Annotated in this window: 17 protein-coding genes; 7 read left to right on the top strand and 10 right to left on the bottom strand. The window is 59.8% G+C overall.

Annotated elements, in window-relative coordinates; genetic code table 11:
- Window positions 1-68 precede the first annotated feature (68 nt).
- On the top strand, window positions 69-2252 hold the full coding sequence (yccS, locus tag CAF87_RS12175; protein ID WP_085731621.1) for a YccS family putative transporter: 2184 nt from the start codon (window positions 69-71) through the stop codon (window positions 2250-2252).
- A gap of 6 nt (window positions 2253-2258) precedes the next feature.
- Here yccS and CAF87_RS12170 read toward each other — a convergent pair whose 3' ends face one another.
- Window positions 2259-2996 carry an ABC transporter substrate-binding protein gene (locus CAF87_RS12170; RefSeq protein ID WP_085731620.1) on the bottom strand — a complete coding sequence of 246 codons (738 nt, stop codon included), beginning with the start codon at window positions 2994-2996 and terminating at the stop codon, window positions 2259-2261.
- A 256-nt stretch (window positions 2997-3252) separates the two neighbouring features.
- Here CAF87_RS12170 and CAF87_RS12165 point away from each other — a divergent pair, with 256 nt between their 5' ends.
- On the top strand, window positions 3253-3705 hold the full coding sequence (locus tag CAF87_RS12165) for a GNAT family N-acetyltransferase (RefSeq protein WP_011336314.1): 453 nt from the start codon (window positions 3253-3255) through the stop codon (window positions 3703-3705).
- Between the two features lie 42 nt (window positions 3706-3747).
- On the opposite strand, the gene CAF87_RS12160 is transcribed toward CAF87_RS12165, so the two are convergent.
- The 3 genes from CAF87_RS12160 to CAF87_RS12150 are packed head-to-tail and all read right to left on the bottom strand — an operon-like array spanning window position 3748 to window position 6725.
- Complete coding sequence (locus CAF87_RS12160) at window positions 3748-4044, bottom strand: helix-turn-helix domain-containing protein (RefSeq protein WP_008033286.1); 297 nt, start codon at window positions 4042-4044, stop codon at window positions 3748-3750.
- Between the two features lie 24 nt (window positions 4045-4068).
- A complete protein-coding gene (locus CAF87_RS12155) occupies window positions 4069-4560 on the bottom strand; it encodes a M48 family metallopeptidase (protein WP_085731619.1) in 492 nt (163 codons plus the stop codon).
- Window positions 4561-4601: 41 nt separating this feature from the next.
- Window positions 4602-6725, bottom strand: coding sequence for a bifunctional diguanylate cyclase/phosphodiesterase (locus tag CAF87_RS12150; RefSeq protein WP_085731618.1), 2124 nt, complete (start codon window positions 6723-6725; stop codon window positions 4602-4604).
- Window positions 6726-7061: 336 nt separating this feature from the next.
- On the opposite strand from CAF87_RS12150, the gene CAF87_RS12145 reads away from it, so the two are divergent.
- The 3 genes from CAF87_RS12145 to CAF87_RS29000 all read left to right on the top strand — a co-directional run bounded on the left by CAF87_RS12145 (window position 7062) and on the right by CAF87_RS29000 (window position 9114).
- The gene (locus CAF87_RS12145) at window positions 7062-7730 is read left to right on the top strand and encodes a polysaccharide lyase family 7 protein (RefSeq protein WP_085731617.1); all 669 of its coding nucleotides are present in this window, start codon (window positions 7062-7064) and stop codon (window positions 7728-7730) included.
- Between the two features lie 366 nt (window positions 7731-8096).
- Entirely contained in the window at window positions 8097-8456 is a 360-nt protein-coding gene (locus CAF87_RS12140; protein ID WP_085731616.1) for a DUF6124 family protein, read from the top strand.
- A gap of 298 nt (window positions 8457-8754) precedes the next feature.
- Window positions 8755-9114, top strand: coding sequence for a hypothetical protein (locus CAF87_RS29000; RefSeq protein ID WP_139831716.1), 360 nt, complete (start codon window positions 8755-8757; stop codon window positions 9112-9114).
- Between the two features lie 237 nt (window positions 9115-9351).
- Here CAF87_RS29000 and fba read toward each other — a convergent pair whose 3' ends face one another.
- From fba to tkt, 6 genes are all read right to left on the bottom strand, one after another.
- Window positions 9352-10416, bottom strand: coding sequence for a class II fructose-bisphosphate aldolase (fba, locus tag CAF87_RS12135; protein ID WP_007959708.1), 1065 nt, complete (start codon window positions 10414-10416; stop codon window positions 9352-9354).
- Window positions 10417-10541: 125 nt separating this feature from the next.
- Window positions 10542-10874, bottom strand: coding sequence for an MliC family protein (locus CAF87_RS12130; RefSeq protein ID WP_085731615.1), 333 nt, complete (start codon window positions 10872-10874; stop codon window positions 10542-10544).
- Between the two features lie 57 nt (window positions 10875-10931).
- Window positions 10932-11153: a hypothetical protein gene (locus CAF87_RS12125; RefSeq protein ID WP_085688661.1), complete on the bottom strand. Its 222-nt coding sequence runs from the start codon at window positions 11151-11153 to the stop codon at window positions 10932-10934.
- 34 nt (window positions 11154-11187) lie between these two features.
- Window positions 11188-12351 (bottom strand): phosphoglycerate kinase, encoded by a 1164-nt coding sequence (locus tag CAF87_RS12120; RefSeq protein WP_085731614.1) that lies wholly within the window; start codon window positions 12349-12351, stop codon window positions 11188-11190.
- A 12-nt stretch (window positions 12352-12363) separates the two neighbouring features.
- Complete coding sequence (epd, locus tag CAF87_RS12115) at window positions 12364-13416, bottom strand: erythrose-4-phosphate dehydrogenase (protein ID WP_085731613.1); 1053 nt, start codon at window positions 13414-13416, stop codon at window positions 12364-12366.
- 195 nt (window positions 13417-13611) lie between these two features.
- Window positions 13612-15609 (bottom strand): transketolase, encoded by a 1998-nt coding sequence (gene tkt, locus CAF87_RS12110; protein ID WP_085731612.1) that lies wholly within the window; start codon window positions 15607-15609, stop codon window positions 13612-13614.
- A gap of 271 nt (window positions 15610-15880) precedes the next feature.
- Between tkt and CAF87_RS12105 the strand changes: the two genes are divergently transcribed.
- Both CAF87_RS12105 and metK read left to right on the top strand, forming a co-directional pair.
- Window positions 15881-16876, top strand: coding sequence for a metalloregulator ArsR/SmtB family transcription factor (locus CAF87_RS12105; protein WP_085731611.1), 996 nt, complete (start codon window positions 15881-15883; stop codon window positions 16874-16876).
- Window positions 16877-16894: 18 nt separating this feature from the next.
- Entirely contained in the window at window positions 16895-18085 is a 1191-nt protein-coding gene (metK, locus tag CAF87_RS12100) for a methionine adenosyltransferase (protein ID WP_011336330.1), read from the top strand.
- Window positions 18086-18096 lie beyond the last annotated feature (11 nt).

The following is an 18096-nucleotide window of genomic DNA, read 5'->3' as shown; positions in this document are numbered from 1 at the left end:
GGCGCCATTGCGTCGGCGTCATTACTGGCTCAATTTAGCGGCATCGCCTCGGAAGGCCTTCGCACTTCATGTCCTCGACCTCGTTTCGTCAGTCTTTGCGGCGCCTGTGGGCGCTGGATAAATTCAGCTACAGCGTGCGGGTGTTCATCGCCCTGACCGGCAGCATGGCGCTGTGCTGGTATCAGGACGAAATGGGGCTGCTGATCCCGCTGTTCCTCGGGATCATCGCCAGCGCCCTGGCCGAGACCGACGACAGCTGGCAGGGCCGCCTCAACGCACTGGCGGTAACGCTGGTGTGTTTCAGCGTCGCCGCGCTGTCGGTGGAACTGCTGTTCCCCTACCCCATCGTGTTCGTCATCGCTCTGGCGCTGGCCAGTTTCGGCCTGACCATGCTCGGTGCGCTCGGCGAGCGTTACGGGGCGATTGCTTCGGCGACGCTGATTCTTTCCGTCTACACCATGATCGGCGTTGACCAGCGTGGTGGCGCGGTCACGGATTTCTGGCACGAACCGATGCTGCTGGTGGCCGGTGCCGCGTGGTACGGCCTGCTGTCGGTGCTGTGGCAGGCGATGTTTTCCAACCAGCCGGTGCAGCAGAGCCTGGCGCGACTGTTCCGTGAGCTGGGTTATTACCTGAAGCTGAAAGCCTCGCTGTTCGAGCCGATCCGTCAGTTGGACGTCGAAGCGCGGCGCCTGGAACTGGCCCAACAAAACGGCCGCGTCGTGGCGGCACTGAACAGCGCCAAGGAAATCATTCTCCATCGGGTCGGCAACGGCCGCCCGGGCTCGAAAGTCAGCCGCTACCTGAAGTTGTACTTCCTCGCTCAGGACATTCACGAGCGCGCCAGTTCTTCGCATTACCCTTACAACGCGTTGGCCGAGGCGTTCTTTCACAGCGACGTGCTGTTCCGCTGCCAGCGCCTGCTGCGCCAACAAGGCAAGGCCTGCCGGGCGCTGGCCGAGTCGATCCAGATGCGCCAGCCGTTCATCTACGACGCGACATTCGCCGAAGCCCTGAGTGACCTGCACGCCTCCCTCGAACACCTGCGCATCCAGAGCAACCCGGCCTGGCGCGGGCTGCTGCGTTCGCTGCGGGCGCTGGCGGCCAACCTCGGCACCCTCGACCGTTTACTCAGCGATGCCAGCAACCCGGATGCGCTGGCCGATGCCACCGACAGCAGCCTGCTCGACCGCTCGCCGCGCAACTTCAAGGATGTGCTGACGCGCCTGCGCACGCAGCTGACGCCCACGTCATTGTTGTTCCGCCATGCCCTGCGCCTGCCGCTGGCGCTGAGTATCGGGTACGGCATGGTGCATCTGATTCACCCGTCGCAGGGTTACTGGATCATCCTCACCACGCTGTTCGTCTGCCAGCCAAACTATGGCGCCACCCGGCGCAAACTCGGCCAGCGGATTCTCGGCACCGCCATCGGCCTGACCATCGCCTGGGCGCTGTTCGATCTGTTCCCGAGCCCGCTGGTGCAGTCGTGTTTCGCTATCGCCGCCGGGGTGGTGTTCTTTACCAACCGCACCACCCGCTATACCGTGGCGACCGCCGCGATCACGATCATGGTGCTGTTCTGCTTCAATCAGGTCGGCGACGGTTACGGGCTGTTTGTCCCGCGCCTGTTCGATACCCTGCTCGGCAGCCTGATCGCAGGCCTGACGGTGATCCTGTTCCTGCCGGACTGGCAGGGTCGGCGCCTGAACAAGGTGCTGGCCAACACCCTGACCTGCAACAGCATCTACCTGCGCCAGATCATGCAGCAATACGCCGCCGGCAAGAGCGACGACCTCGCCTATCGTCTCGCCCGCCGCAACGCGCACAACGCCGACGCGGCGCTGTCGACCACGCTGGCGAACATGCTGATGGAACCGGGGCATTTCCGGAAGGAGGCCGACGTCGGTTTCCGCTTCCTGGTGCTGTCGCACACCCTGCTCAGTTATCTGTCAGGCCTCGGCGCGCACCGGGAAACCCAGTTGCCGGCCGAGGTGCGTGAGCATCTGATCGATGGCGCCGGGGTGAAACTGGCCAACAGCATCGATGAAATCGCCCAGGGTCTGGCAAGCAAACAGCCTATTGCGATCCAGAGCGATGAAGAAGAAGCGCTGGCCAATGAGCTTGAGCAAATGGCGGACGAGATCGATGAAGGCCAGCGGCTGGTGCAGACGCAACTGGCGTTGATCTGCCGTCAGCTAGGCCCGTTGCGCACGCTGGCTGCGCACCTGATCAAGGATACCGCCGAGGATTGAGCCGTTTCACATTCCGTGCTTCCTGAGCAACTTGTCATAGCTGCCATCAGCCTTCATCGCCGCAATCGCCTTGTCGAACCCGGCCACGATCTGTTCGTGCTCCGGGTTCTTCAGGCTGACCAGAATGTGCAGACTGTTTTCGCTCAGCGGCTTGGGCAGGAACTCCACCGCGTTGCGCACTTTCGGCGATTCACGGGCCAGGTAATAGCGGGCGACGTATTCGTCTTCCAGGGTCAGCTTGACCCGGTCCGCCGCCAGCATGCGCACGGCCATGGCGAAGTTATGCACAGGGACTTTCTGCAGCGCGGTGTCGGCATCGAATGGCGCCGAATAGGCATAGCCGCGCACCACAGCAATCGGATAGGTGTGCAGTTCCTGCAGGTTGTTGTATTCGATGGGCGTGTCTTTGCGCTTGAGAAAACGCACGCGGTTGAGCAGGTACTCGTCGGAAAACTGCCCCAGCTTCGTACGCTCGTCGTTGTACCAGGCATTGACCAACACGTCGTAACGCCCCTCACCCACCCCAAGCAACGCCCGCGCCCACGGCACTTGTTCGTAATCGCTGGCATAACCAGCCCGGGCCAGGGCCGTACTGACGATGTCCGTGGCCAGCCCACCGTTGACCAGCGTGTCATCGGTAAAGGGCGGCCAGATGTCGAAGACCAGACGCAATTTCTCCGCTGCAGCGCTTTGACCCAGCAACAGCAATCCGATCAAAGCCAACGCTCGATGCAATCGCGGCATGCTTGAAAATCCTTAGCGGGCGGGCCGCCCGGCGTGTTTTCAGTCAAAACCCCAAGGCCCCGTACCGGCGAATCCCAGGCCCTAACATTAGCTCATTGAAGCCGTTGCACAGCGCTTCTCAGCAGATTACACAAAGATGTCGGCGCCGCCAGAAGGGAATGATGGCATTTTGGCCTTTGTCACAGATTTCTCAGCCATACAGACATATTTCGACGTGGCGCTTAGTATCGGACGACGTAGTTCAAGGAATCGGAAGATGACAATCGAGTGGGTCTGCAAACATCACAGCGATCTGGGACTGGAACAGCTGTACGCCATTTTGAAATTGCGCTCGGAAGTGTTCGTGGTCGAACAGCGTTGCGCGTACCTGGACCCGGACGGGCAGGACCTGGACGGGGACACCTGCCATTTGATGGGCTGGGACGGTGATCAACTGGTGGCATATCTGCGCCTGCTGGACCCGGAATCCCAAGGGGGCGACGTGGTGATCGGCCGTGTACTGACGGCGCCCGCCGGACGTGGCAAAGGTTTGGGTCACGAGATGATGGAGCAGGCGCTGAAACAGGCCGAAAAGCGCTGGCCAGAAGTGCCGATCTATCTGTCGGCCCAGGCGCATTTGCAGGGGTATTACGGGCGGTACGGGTTTGTGGTGGCGGGTGAGGAATATCTGGAGGATGACATTCCGCATATTGGTATGCGGCGTTCCTGAGATTCCCCCTTCGCGGGCGTGCCCGCGAAGGGACTACATCGGTCAGGGATACTCAAGCACAGCCTTGATCTGCCGCAAATTGCGCTCAATCCACCCCCGATCAATCGCCCCCCACTCGCGAATCCGGTAGCGCCCCGCATGATTGCGCGCGCCCTCTTCCTGTTCGAACTCACAGACGATATCCAGATCCGCCAGCGCCGCAATGGTGTCCTGCGCCGTACGCCGGGGCATGCCGGTGACGTCGGTCAGCGCCGGCACGCTGCTGGCCAAGCCGCTGTCGATCAGGTACGCCACGTACAAGCGCCGGTAGAAACTGCTCTTGGTCTTGCTTACGTCCATGCATGCGCTCCGTTGTTTGATGTCTTATTGCATGTCCCGCCACGTCAGGTACACCCGCAGGTCGAACTCGACCTGGTGGTAGCCCGGCAGCATGTGCTCACATAATTTATAGAACGCCTTGTTGTGATCCGACTCCTTGAAGTGCGCCAGTTCATGCACGACGATCATCTTCAAAAACTCAGGCGCGGCCTCCTTGAACAGCGAGGCGATGCGAATCTCTTTCTTGGCCTTGAGCTTGCCGCCCTGCACCCGCGAGACCGTGGTGTGCAGGCCGAGGGCGCGGTGGGTCAAGTCGAGACGGTTATCGAACAAGACCTTGTCGATGGCCGGGGCGTTACGCAGGTACTCCTGTTTCAGATCCAGCGCGTAGCCGTACAACGCCTTGTCGCTTTGCACATCGTGGCGGCCGGGGTAGCGCTGGCTCAGGTAATCACCGAGACGATCTTCGGCAATCAATTGGCGCACCTGATCCTGCAGATTCGCGGGATAGGCCTGGAGGTATTTCAACGCAGTCATGGGGCGGCACGGGTCATGAAAAGGCCGCCAGTGTAACGAATTCAACTGGCCAACGCGCTCCAGTCGAACGGCTCGGCGAAGCGCGTCGTGTCCTCGGCGACCACCGGACGCGCCACGAGAAAGCCTTGCACGTATTCGCAACCGTGGGTCTTTAGCCATCGATATTGCTCGACGGTTTCCACACCTTCGGCAATCACCAGCAACCCATATTCCTTGCACAGCTCGATGACGCTGCGCACCAGCGAAGCGTCCCGGGACGAATCCGGGAGTCGGGCAATCAGATGGCGGTCGAGCTTCAGTGTGTCCAGCTCGAGGTCGCGCAGATGCGACAGCGAGCAGGAGCCGGAACCGAAATCGTCCAGCGCCACCCGCACCCCGAGATTACGCAGCAGCTTCAGCTGTTTGCGGGTCTCGTCCGGATTGATCGTCAGCGCCTCCTCAGTGACTTCCACTTCCATCTGGTGCGGCTGCAAACCATGGCGCTCCAGTACCTGACGCAATTCGGTGACCAGATTCGGCATTCCGAACTGGGTGTTGCTCAGACTCACGCCGATCACCAGATCCTTGGAAAAATCAGCCTCCCAGGCCTTACGCTGTCCGGCGCTGCGATGATAGATCCAGCTGCCGAGCCGGCTGATCAACGTCGCCTCTTCCAGCAACGGCAGGAACAACCCCGGCGGCACGTCGCCGACGCTCGGATGTTGCCAACGCAGCAACGCCTCGAAACCGCGAATCCGGCCGTCGCCAATCGCCACTTGCGGCTGATACACCAGATTGAAATCGCGGTTCTCGATGGCGTTGCGCACGCTCTCTTCCAGCATTAGCCGTGACCGCGCGCGGCCGTTCATTTCATGATCGTAGAAGCGATATTGCTGACGCCCGGCACGCTTGGCTTCGTACATGGCGATGTCCGAGGCGCGCATCAAACCGTCGAGGTTGTTGCCGCAATCCGGGTAGGTGGCGATGCCGATACTTGCGCCCAGAGCGATATCGAGGCCTTCGATCTGCTGACAGATCGATACTCGCTCGATGAGTTTCTCGGCGATCTTCGCCGCTTGTTCGGGGAATTCCAGATCCAGCAGTGCGGTGAACTCGTCGCCGCCCATCCGCGCCAGAATGTCGAACGGCCGCAGGCACGCTTTCAATTGTTCGGAGACCCAGCGCAACACTCGATCCCCGGCATCATGGCCGAGGGAATCGTTGACTCGCTTGAAGCCGTCGAGATCGAGGTACATCAACACCCAACTGCTGTCCGTGCGTTCGCCGCGCAGCAGCAGGTTTTCCACAGTCTGGTAGAAACCCCGACGATTGAGCAGCCCGGTCAGTGGGTCGGTGACGGCCTGAAACTCAAGCTGTTGATGCAGATGACGCACCACCGACATGTCCAGCACCGTCACCACCATCGCGTGCTGCTCGCTCGGCAATGCGGCACAAGACAGTGCCACCGGCACCTGCTGACCCGGCGCGGTACGCAGCAAAGCGTCGTGTAAGCGCAACGTCTCGCCGCGTTTGTAACTGGCATAAAACTCGGAATCGGCCCACAGCGGAATGTGCGGTTTCTGCAGGAAATCGAGAAACTCCTGCCCTTCCAGTTCCTTCACCGGCGCATTGAGCAGCCGGGAAATCGCCGGGTTGGCGAAGCGGATCAAGCCGTCCTCGGCCAGCACCAGAATGCCTTCGGCAGCGTTGTCCAGCACCGAGGCATTGAAGGCCCGCGCCGATTCCAGATCCTGACTCAAGCGCTGCAAGGCCCGGCGATTGCGCTGGTGCTCCAGCAACGCCTGGACCTTCGGTTTGAGAATCTGCGGATCGAAAGGCTTGAACAGGTAATCCACCGCACCACTGGCATAGCCCTTGATCACGGCGTCCTGGGATTGTTCATTGGCGGTGAGGAAAATGATCGGTGTCAGCCGAGTACGCTGGCTGCCGCGCATCAGGCGCGCGACCTCGAAACCGTCCATTCCCGGCATCTGCACATCCAGCAGCACCAGATCGATGTCGTGTTCGAGCAACAGGTTGAGGGCTTCGAAACCCGAAGCGGCGGTCATGACCAGCCAATCCTGGCGCTGCAGCAATGCACGCATGCTGATCAGATTTTCAGGGTAATCATCAACGATCAAAAGGACTGAGCTGCCTTCACCTGGCTGGGGTTGCACGCATTCCATGCTGCTTCTCTTGTCGGGACATCTTGTGTCGGGGCCACGGCCGGTTTCTCGTGAAAACCGTACAGTCACTGAGCCTTCACTCTAGTCCGGGAACTGGAAAAGCTGTAGCTGTCATCAGGCCATCATGTAATCAAACTCATGAGTAGCCGACTAACGGTCACCTCTGCAGCCCCCGTAAACCGGGAAACATGGCATTTCGACAGGATGTTGGCGCCAATCATCCGCCAGACGGCCGTTAACAAAAAATCCCTCTACGCTTATAAAGGCCGCCCCCAAGAGGCGCGGGCTAGAGCTTCTGGCACGCGCGTGCAGCAAAAATTGAGTGGAAGAACCGACATGATCGACCTCGCAACCTGGAACCTCAGCGTTCCCGTTGGCAGCCCGCCCCACACCGTCGAGACCTCCAGACTGGTGAACGGCTTCAAGGATCAGTACTTCCATTCCGACACCGGCACCCTGTTCTTCTGGTCCCCGGTGACCGGCTCGAAAACCGAAAACGCCATTTACCCGCGCACCGAGCTGCGCGAAACCTTCAGCAACGGCACCCTGCGCAACTGGTACTACCCGGACGCCGACAACCTGCTGCGCGCGACCCTCTCGGTCAACAAGGTGCCCAGCTCGGGCAAGATCGTCATCGGGCAGATCCATGCCTATGAAAGCCAGAAGCCGCTGGTGAAGCTTGAGTATCAGTACAAGACCAAACTGGATTCCGGCAACCTGGTGATCAAGGTGCGCATGCACCCGGATGATGACGAAGGCCGGGTGATTACCCTGGCGACCGGGATCAAACTGGATCGCGAATTCAATTACCTGATTCACCTGAGCCCCGGCGGCGCACTGGGTGTGAGTGCGGCCGGGTATCAGTGGGATTCGCAGATCAGCGCGACGTGGCGCAACAAACCGCTGTACTTCAAGGCCGGCGTGTATGTGCAGGACAACACCGGGTACACCAGTGAGGGTGGGCAGGTGACGTTCAGCAAGCTGGATATCGATCACGATAAATAGCGGCTGGCGCGCTCGTTTAAGGCTGCTGTTTAAAGACGGTTCGCGTTACTTCCTGAAGCCTACAACGGCTTGCGTCGCTGCCTACCGGTACGCCAGAATCCGCCGGCTTGTGCGCCTGGAAGGCCGTCGGTAACTTGATTCGGGTCACTGATTCACAGTGATCGGGTTTAGTAGCCTGTGGTGTTTTCAGCTACGTGCAAGCGCTGTCCATCAGACATTCCAGTCTGACTGTGATGGTGGCTGTGCGCAGGGCGCTTCGGCGCGCCGGTCAATGCTGAATACTCCCCGGTCTACTAACCTGCGCACAGCTGCCACCCTTCTTTTAGTAGGGAAGGACCGGCAGCTCCTTACAGGAGTTTTCAGCTTATGTTCAAACCTACGCCTAACCCGCCAGAAACCGATCTGGCCTCCCCCTACGATTCCCTCGACCCCAAAAAACTCAACGAAGCCGCCGAACGCGCCCTCGACCACTACCTCTGCCCCGGCGCCCGCATCATGGCCACGGTCAACGAACCCGACCGCATGTACTTCGCCAACCCCGCCTGCAACACCGAATCCCTGCTGGCCAACGCCAGCGAAACCCTCGGCTCCGCCAGTGAAATGCTCAACAACTTCGCCGCGATACTCCCGCCATCCCACCGAAAGACCGCATTGGGCATCGCTCAAATAGTGATGGTTGCGGAACTGGCGGTTAACCAGGCGCTGGATCACGTCGAGCCGAAGTAATAAGTGCAAAATGGGCGAACTCATTGAGTCGCCCCCTTTATTACTCGCAGCATTTCCCCGCGCATCTGCGTCCGACTTTTTATATTTAAAGCAAACAACCCCGCTGCCCTTTCTCGCCACACTTATCCAAATATCAAAAAAAGCCAAAACCTATTCCGAATAACTATTAAAAACTGTCACTTATAACAGGTGGCACAGTTCGAGTTAAAAACTAACATCGTGAACGGCACAAGAAAAAGGATGGAAAACCATTCATCCTAAATTTATATTCCATACGAACAAATGAGGGAGAAAGGTCATGGGCCAAGCCAATCCGAACGGAACCTATAACGGGCGTGTATATGATGCCGGCGAGAGCCATAATGCCACTCTCAGAATTATTTCTTCCGACCCGCAAACAGGCAACATATCACAGGCCACAATGGATTATTACGGACTTTCCTTTACCGTTGACGGAAGTTTCACCTATCAAAACTTATCAGATGAATCCGCAGTATCTTTCAACCTTCGAGCACAAGCAGGAGCCCCGGAATACAACGTACTCATTATCAGCATGAGTTCACCTGACAGAAGTTACTCCAATTTGAACGGCACTGTTCGCGTCGATCGCGGAGGACCGAACGTAGGTAAAACATACAACATCACCTTCACAAAATAAAAACAAGAAAACACATGGGAGACGGATTTATTTAACCGCCAGCTTCACACCCCAACTGTTACAAGCTCCGCAGACCATGAAAATGTCACCCATATCGGACTTCGGCCAAGCAAATCCAGACTTTGTCCGTTACAGGTGACATTTCATCCAGCAGAAATATGTACTCACCATGAAAGTTCAGGCAAAAAGAAACCCGCCTCACGGCGGGTTTCTTTTAAATCAGCTCAACACCCAGTCTCAATTGACCTTGGCGTTCAACTCACCCTTCAGATAACGCTGATACATGCTTTCCAGCGAGATCGGCTTGATCTTCGAAGCATTACCCGCAGTACCGAAAGCCTCATAACGAGCGATACATACATCGCGCATCGCTTTCACGGTTTCGCCGAAGAATTTACGTGGGTCGAATTCGCTCGGGTTGGTAGCCATCAGGCGACGCATGGCGCCGGTGGATGCCAAGCGCAGGTCGGTGTCGATGTTGACCTTGCGCACGCCGTGCTTGATGCCTTCGACGATTTCTTCAACCGGTACGCCGTAGGTTTCTTTGATGTCGCCGCCGTACTGGTTGATGATCGCCAGCCACTCTTGTGGAACCGACGAGGAACCGTGCATCACCAGGTGGGTGTTCGGGATGCGCTTGTGGATTTCCTTGATGCGGTCGATCGCCAGCACGTCGCCGGTAGGTGGCTTGGTGAACTTGTAAGCGCCGTGGCTGGTGCCGATGGCGATGGCCAGGGCGTCGACCTGAGTCTTCTTGACGAAGTCAGCGGCTTCTTCCGGGTCGGTCAGCATCTGGCTGTGATCCAGAACGCCTTCGGCGCCGATGCCGTCTTCTTCACCGGCCATGCCGGTTTCCAGCGAACCCAGGCAGCCCAGCTCGCCTTCAACCGAAACGCCGCAGGCGTGAGCCATGGCAACGGTTTGTTGAGTTACGCGAACGTTGTATTCGTAGTCGGTCGGGGTCTTGCCGTCTTCGCCGAGGGAGCCGTCCATCATCACCGAGCTGAAGCCCAGTTGAATGGAGCGCTGGCAGACGTCAGGGCTGGTGCCGTGGTCCTGGTGCATGCACACCGGAATGTGCGGGAATTCTTCGATCGCGGCCAGGATCAGGTGACGCAGGAACGGGGCGCCGGCGTATTTGCGGGCACCGGCCGAAGCCTGAACGATCACCGGGGAGTCAGTCTTGTCAGCGGCTTCCATGATGGCGCGCATCTGCTCAAGGTTGTTGACGTTGAAGGCTGGAACGCCGTAGCCGAACTCGGCTGCGTGGTCCAGCATCTGGCGCATGCTGATAAGTGCCATTGTGTGTCTCTCTCCCGGTTTGGGTCGTTAATCGTGCCAGCCTGCCGGAGCGGCGGCGGCTATTCAAGTGATTGCAGATCGGGGGTTGAGGCCCGGCCTGGTGATTCGATACAGCAAATTCTGTTTTATTCGGCTTTGCAGCCCCGGCCGATCAAATCATTGGTAGCGACCCAGTAGACCAGGCCTTCATTACCTTTGATGTGAAACGCCAGCATGTCGTCGCTGTACAGCGCACCCGAGGCGCCCGGCTCTTCTTTCAGGCGATAGACCTGATCGCCACCGCCCAGTCGAACATCGACTGCCTTCTGGCCGGCATCGGTGTAGCGCCACAGCACCTTGGCCTGGCTGTCGCAGGTCCAGGTGGTCCAGTTATCCACAGGGGTGGACGACTGGAACGGGTTCCATTGCGCACAACCACCCAACAATCCCAGCGCCGCAACGGCGATCAAGCCTTTCATCCGTGTTCCTCGACCGGCAGCGTACGCCGCCGGCCCTGAGTTAAAGAGTCAGACCGGTCAAGGGCAACCATGTTCCTTGGCCGGGGTTTGCGTCTCGTATTTGTCCAAGCCTTCCGGCCCCGAGCGCTTGTTCAGCACCGGGTTGGTTTCGGCCTGCCAGTCGGCCTGGTAGCAGCCTTTCTGTGCCTCGCCGGGTGCCGGCTCCGGCGCAGCCTTCGGGTTACTCCCGCAGGCTGCCAATGTACCGGTCAGCAACAACAGCGCTAACGACTTGACCATCTGAACACTCCTTTGCCTGGCCAAACGGGCGGCCTCAGGCCTTGGCCCGGCTTTCCAGGACTTCAACGGCCGGCAGCACCTTGCCTTCGACGAATTCGAGGAACGCGCCACCGCCGGTGGAAATGTAGGAGATCTTTTCCGCCACGCCATATTTATCGATGGCGGCCAGGGTGTCGCCACCGCCGGCAATCGAGAACGCTGCGCTTTCAGCGATGGCTTCGGCCAGCACTTTGGTGCCGTTGCCGAACTGGTCAAATTCGAACACACCGACCGGGCCGTTCCACAGGATGGTTTTCGACGACTTCAGCAGTTCGGCGAAGTTGGCGGCGGTTTGCGGGCCGATGTCGAGGATCATGTCGTCAGCAGCGACGTCAGCGATCAGTTTCACGGTCGCTTCGGCGCTTTCAGCGAATTCCTTGGCAACTACCACGTCGACCGGCAGCGGCACGCTGACCTTGGCGGCGATGGCGCGCGCGGTGTCCAGCAGGTCCGGCTCGTACAGCGACTTGCCGACCGGGTGACCGGCCGCAGCGAGGAAGGTGTTGGCGATGCCGCCGCCGACGATCAGTTGATCGCAGATCTGGCTCAGGCTGTTCAGCACGTCGAGTTTGGTCGAGACCTTGGAGCCGGCAACGATGGCCGCCATCGGCTTGGCCGGTGCGCCCAGAGCCTTGCCCAGTGCGTCGAGCTCAGCAGCCAGCAGCGGGCCGGCAGCGGCGACTCTGGCGAACTTGGCTACGCCGTGGGTCGAACCTTCGGCGCGGTGAGCAGTACCGAAAGCGTCCATCACGAACACGTCGCACAGGGCGGCGTATTGCTGGGCCAGTTCGTCGGCGTTCTTTTTCTCGCCCTTGTTGAAGCGCACGTTTTCGAACAGCACGATGTCGCCGGCCTTGACGTCAACGCCGCCCAGGTAATCGGCCACCAGCGGCACTTCGCGGCCCAGGGCCTTGCTCAGGTAGTCGGCGACAGGCTTGAGGCTGTTCTCGGCGGAGAACTCGCCTTCGGTCGGACGACCCAGGTGCGAGCAGACCATCACGGCCGCGCCTTTTTCCAGGGCCAGCTTGATGGTCGGCAGCGAAGCCAGGATACGCGCATCGCTGGTGACAACACCGTCCTTGACTGGGACGTTGAGGTCTTCGCGGATCAATACGCGCTTACCTTGCAGATCGAGGTCGGACATCTTCAACACGGTCATGGGTCGCACTTCCTACGGTTTTTTTGAAGTCGCTGTTTGCAGATAGTGTTCTGCAACATCCAGCATTCGGTTGGCAAAACCCCATTCGTTGTCGAACCAGGCCAGGATGTTCACCAGCCGTGGGCCGGAAACGCGGGTCTGACTGGCATCGACGATGGCCGAATGTGGGTCATGGTTGAAATCACAACTTGCGTGAGGCAATTCGGTGTAGGCCAGCAGCCCCTTGAGCGGGCCGCTGGTGGCGGCGTCGCGCAGGATCCGGTTGACCTCGCCGGCGTCGGTGTCGCTCGCGGTCTGCATCGTGATGTCGAGGCAGGACACGTTGACCGTCGGCACGCGTACGGCTTTGGCCTGAATTCGCCCGGCAAGTTCCGGCAGCAGGCGCTCGATACCACGCGCCAGACCGGTGGACACCGGGATCACCGACTGGAACGCCGAACGGGTGCGGCGCAGGTCTTCGTGGTGATAGGCGTCGATCACCGGCTGATCGTTCATCGCCGAGTGGATCGTGGTGATCGACACGTAATCCAGGCCGACCGCCTGATCCAGCAGACGCAACAGCGGCACGCCACAGTTGGTGGTGCAGGAGGCGTTGGACACCAGTAGTTCGTCGCCGGTCAGGCAATCCTGATTGACGCCGTAGACGATGGTGGCGTCGACATCCGCCTCACTGGCCATCGGCTGCGAAAACAGCACGCGCGGCGCGCCGGCGTCGAGGAAACGCTGGCCGTCTGCGCGGGTGTGGTAGGCACCGGAGCATTCGAGCACCAGATTGACGCCCAGCGACGCCCAATCGATGCCTTCGGGGGTGGCACTGCGCAGGACCTTCACGCAGTCGCCATTAATATGCAGACAATCGCCGTCGACCTTCACTTCGCCCGGGAACCGGCCGTGGGTGGAGTCGAAGCGTGTCAGGTATTCGATGCTGGCCATGTCGGCCAGATCGTTGATCGCGACAATTTCAAACCCTGCCGTCGAGCCTCGCTCGAACAACGCACGCAAGACGCAACGACCAATCCGGCCGTAGCCGTTGAGTGCAACTTTGTAGGGACGCGGTTGAGGCATGGGGTTCTCGATTACCGTGTTGAATCCGTTATTGCATTGTTGTTCGAACCACCGCTATCGCGAGCAGGCTCGCTCCCACATTGGGTCTTCGCTGTGAACATTGTTTGTGTCACACAACAAATTCCCTGTGGGAGCGAGCCTGCTCCGGGCGGCGTTCCGACGATTGGCGGCAGCCCAATCAACACAACGTCTGGATCAGTCTTCCAGCAGCTCTTCAGCCTGACCCAGGATGTTTTCCAGGGTGAAACCGAACTCTTCGAACAATGCCGAAGCCGGAGCCGATTCACCGTAGGTGGTCATGCCGATCACGCGACCTTCCAGACCCACGTACTTGAACCAGAAGTCGGCGTGAGCCGCTTCGATCGCGATACGCGCGCCAACCTGCAACGGCAGGACCGATTGCTTGTAGCTGGCGTCCTGAGCGTCGAACAGGCTGGTGCAAGGCATCGAAACAACGCGCACCTTGCGGCCCTGCTCGGTCAGTTTGTCGTAGGCCTGAACGGCCAGGCCGACTTCCGAACCGGTAGCGATCAGGATCAGCTCAGGCTCGCCTGCGCAGTCCTTCAGCACGTAGCCACCACGGCTGATGTCGGCGATCTGGCCGGCATCACGGGTCTGGTGCTGCAGGTTCTGACGGGAGAAGATCAGAGCGGACGGGCCGTCCTTGCGCTCCAGAGCGTTTTTCCAGGCCACGGCCGATTCAACGGCATCGGCTGGACGCCAGGTGTCGAGGTTCGGCGTGCTGCGCAGGCTGGTCAGTTGCTCGATCGGCTGGTGCGTCGGGCCGTCTTCGCCCAGACCGATGGAGTCGTGGGTGTAGACGTGGATCACACGCTGCTTCATCAGAGCGGACATGCGCACCGCGTTGCGGGCGTATTCCATGAACATCAGGAAGGTCGCGCCGTAAGGCACCAGACCGCCATGCAGGGCAACGCCGTTCATGATTGCGGTCATGCCGAACTCGCGCACGCCGTAGTACATGTAGTTGCCGCTGGCGTCTTCGGCGCTGACGCCTTTGCAGCCTTTCCACAGGGTCAGGTTGGAACCGGCCAGGTCGGCCGAACCGCCCAGCACTTCCGGCAACAGCGGACCGAACGCGTTCAGGGCGTTCTGGCTGGCTTTACGGCTGGCGATGGTTTCGCCCTTGGCCGCGACTTCGGCGATGTAGGCATCGGCCTTCTCGGAGAAGTCAGCTGGCAGTTCGCCGCTCAGGCGACGGATCAATTCGTTGGCTTCGGTCGGGAACGCGGCAGAGTAGGCTGCAAAACGCTGGTCCCACTCGGCTTCGACGGCGCGGCCCTTTTCCTTGGCATCCCACTCGGCATAGATGTCGGCCGGGATTTCGAACGGACCGTGGTTCCAGTTCAGCGCCTGACGGGTCAGGGCGATTTCCGCGTCACCCAGCGGGGCGCCGTGGCAATCTTCCTTGCCCTGCTTGTTCGGCGAACCGAAACCGATGGTGGTCTTGCAGCAGATCAGGGTCGGCAGCGGGCTCTTGCGAGCAGTGTCGATGGCAGTCTTGATCTCTTCCGGGTCGTGACCGTCGACGTTGCGGATCACCTGCCAGTTGTAGGCTTCGAAACGCTTCGGCGTGTCATCGGTGAACCAGCCTTCGACTTCGCCGTCGATGGAGATGCCGTTGTCATCGTAGAAGGCGATCAGCTTGCCCAGGCCCAGGGTACCGGCCAGGGAAGCGACTTCGTGGGAAATGCCTTCCATCATGCAGCCATCACCCAGGAACACGTAGGTGTGGTGGTCGACGATGTTGTGGCCGGGACGGTTGAATTGCGCGCCCAGTACCTTTTCAGCCAGGGCGAAGCCCACGGCGTTGGCCAGACCCTGACCCAGCGGGCCGGTGGTGGTTTCAACGCCCGGGGTGTAACCGAATTCCGGGTGGCCCGGGGTGCGGCTGTGCAACTGACGGAACTGTTTCAGGTCGTCGATCGACAGGTCGTAGCCGGTCAGGTGCAGCAGCGAATAGATCAACATCGAGCCGTGGCCGTTGGACAGCACGAAGCGGTCACGGTCGGCGAAGGATGGATTGCTCGGGTTGTGCTTGAGGTAGTCGCGCCAAAGCACTTCGGCAATATCTGCCATACCCATAGGGGCACCGGGATGGCCGCTGTTGGCTTTTTGCACGGCATCCATGCTGAGGGCACGAATGGCGTTGGCACGCTCACGACGGCTAGGCATCGCTGATCTCCTGGGTGTGAATAGATTGAAACGGAAAAAAGGAGGGCATTTTCCCTCACCCGAGCGCCTCGGGGCAATGACAGATAGTCATCCGGAGGCGTTTTTCCAATGGATAACATCGGTTTCGGCTGGTGAAACCTTTCCGCTGTTCGTCTGTAGAGTTAACCGGTCAGTGAGAAGTGCAATAAAAAGTGCCACCCATCGAGCAATATCAAAACTTTTTGATATTGACCTTGCGGTGTTTTCCGGCCGTCTCTAGACTGCTGGCCCTATGAACTTACGCGTGCCTTCCATTCGCCATGACGATTGCGACGAGCTGGCGGCCCTTTGCAAGGCCGGCGGCGATCCGCTGCGGCTGAATGTATTGCGCGCCCTGGCCAACGATTCGTTCGGCGTACTGGAACTGGCGCAGATTTTCGATATCGGCCAGTCCGGCATGAGCCATCACCTTAAAGTACTGGCGCAGGCGGATCTGGTGGCGACTCGCCGAGAAGGCAATGCGATTTTCTATCGCCGCGCCCTGCCCCACACCGAGTTGCTGGGCGGCAAGTTGCACGCTGCATTGTTAGAAGAAGTCGACAATCTGGCGCTGCCGGCCGACGTGGAAACACGAATCGCACAGGTCCATGGACAGCGTGCTGCCAACAGCCAGGACTTTTTCGCCCGGGTCGCGGAGAAATTCCGCGCCCAGCAGGATTTGATTGCCGGCCTGCCGCAATACCGTGAAAGCGTGCTGGCCCTGCTCGACAAACTGAATTTCAATGGCGCTGCCACGGCCATTGAAGTCGGCCCCGGCGATGGTGCATTCCTGCCGGAACTGGCGCGTCGCTTCGGCACCGTAACCGCACTGGACAACAGCGCGGCGATGCTCGAACTGGCCCGCCAGGTATGTGAACGTGAAAAGCTGACTAACGTCAGCCTGCAATTGGCCGATGCATTGAATGGCGTGAGCCTTCAGGCCGATTGCGTGGTGTTGAACATGGTGTTGCACCATTTCGCCGCGCCGGCCGAAGCGCTCAAGCACATGGCCAGCCTGCTGCAACCGGGCGGTAGCCTGCTCGTGACAGAGTTATGTAGCCACAACCAGAGTTGGGCCAGGGAGGCCTGCGGTGATCTGTGGTTGGGGTTTGAACAGGACGATCTGGCCCGTTGGGCCACCGCTGCGGGACTCGTTCCCGGGGAAAGCCTCTATGTAGGCTTACGTAATGGTTTCCAGATCCAGGTTCGCCATTTTCAGCGACCGGCTGGCGACACTCACCATCGGTAAATTCAGGAAAACATCGAGATGAGCGAATACTCCCTCTTCACCTCCGAGTCCGTGTCTGAAGGACATCCGGACAAAATCGCCGACCAGATTTCCGATGCAGTGCTGGACGCCATCATCGCCCAGGACAAGCACGCACGCGTTGCGGTGGAAACCCTGGTCAAGACTGGCGTGGCCATCGTTGCCGGTGAAGTGACCACCAGCGCCTGGGTCGACCTGGAGCAGATCGTTCGTGACGTGATCTGCGACATCGGCTACACCAGCTCCGACGTCGGCTTCGACGGCGCTACCTGCGGCGTGATGAACATCATCGGCAAGCAGTCGCCTGACATCAACCAGGGTGTTGACCGTGCCAAGCCTGAAGATCAGGGCGCCGGCGACCAGGGCCTGATGTTCGGCTACGCCAGCAACGAAACCGACGTGCTGATGCCGGCACCGATCACCTTCTCGCACCAACTGGTGCAGCGTCAGGCCGAAGCCCGTAAATCGGGTCTGCTGCCTTGGCTGCGTCCGGACGCCAAGTCGCAAGTGACCTGCCGTTACGAAGGCGGCAAGGTTGTCGGTATCGACGCCGTGGTCCTGTCGACCCAGCACAACCCTGAAGTGTCGTACAACGACCTGCGCGAAGGCGTGATGGAGCTGATCGTCAAGCACGTGCTGCCTGCCGAACTGCTGAGCAAGGACACCCAGTTCCACATCAACCCGACCGGCCAGTTCATCATCGGCGGCCCGGTTGGCGACTGCGGCCTGACCGGTCGCAAGATCATCGTCGACAGCTACGGCGGCATGGCCCGTCACGGCGGCGGCGCGTTCTCCGGTAAAGATCCATCGAAGGTTGACCGTTCGGCTGCCTACGCTGGCCGTTATGTTGCCAAGAACATCGTGGCTGCTGGCCTGGCCGAGCGTTGCGAGATTCAGGTTTCCTACGCGATCGGTGTGGCCCAGCCTACTTCGATCTCGCTGAACACCTTCGGCACCGGCAAGATCAGCGATGACAAGATCATCAAACTGGTCCGCGAAGTGTTCGACCTGCGTCCATACGCAATCACCACCATGCTCGACCTGCTGCACCCGATGTACCAGGAAACCGCAGCCTACGGCCACTTCGGCCGTGCTCCGCAGACCAAGACTGTTGGCGAAGACACTTTCTCCACTTTCACCTGGGAAAAAACCGACCGCGCCGACGCTCTGCGTTCTGCTGCCGGCCTGTAATTTCCTGGCGA

Origin of the sequence: Pseudomonas sp. R38(2017) (assembly GCF_002112395.1) — a bacterium.
Taxonomy (GTDB): domain Bacteria; phylum Pseudomonadota; class Gammaproteobacteria; order Pseudomonadales; family Pseudomonadaceae; genus Aquipseudomonas.
The sequence above is the reverse complement of the archived record's forward strand: the minus strand, read 5'-3'. Positions and strand labels throughout refer to the sequence as shown.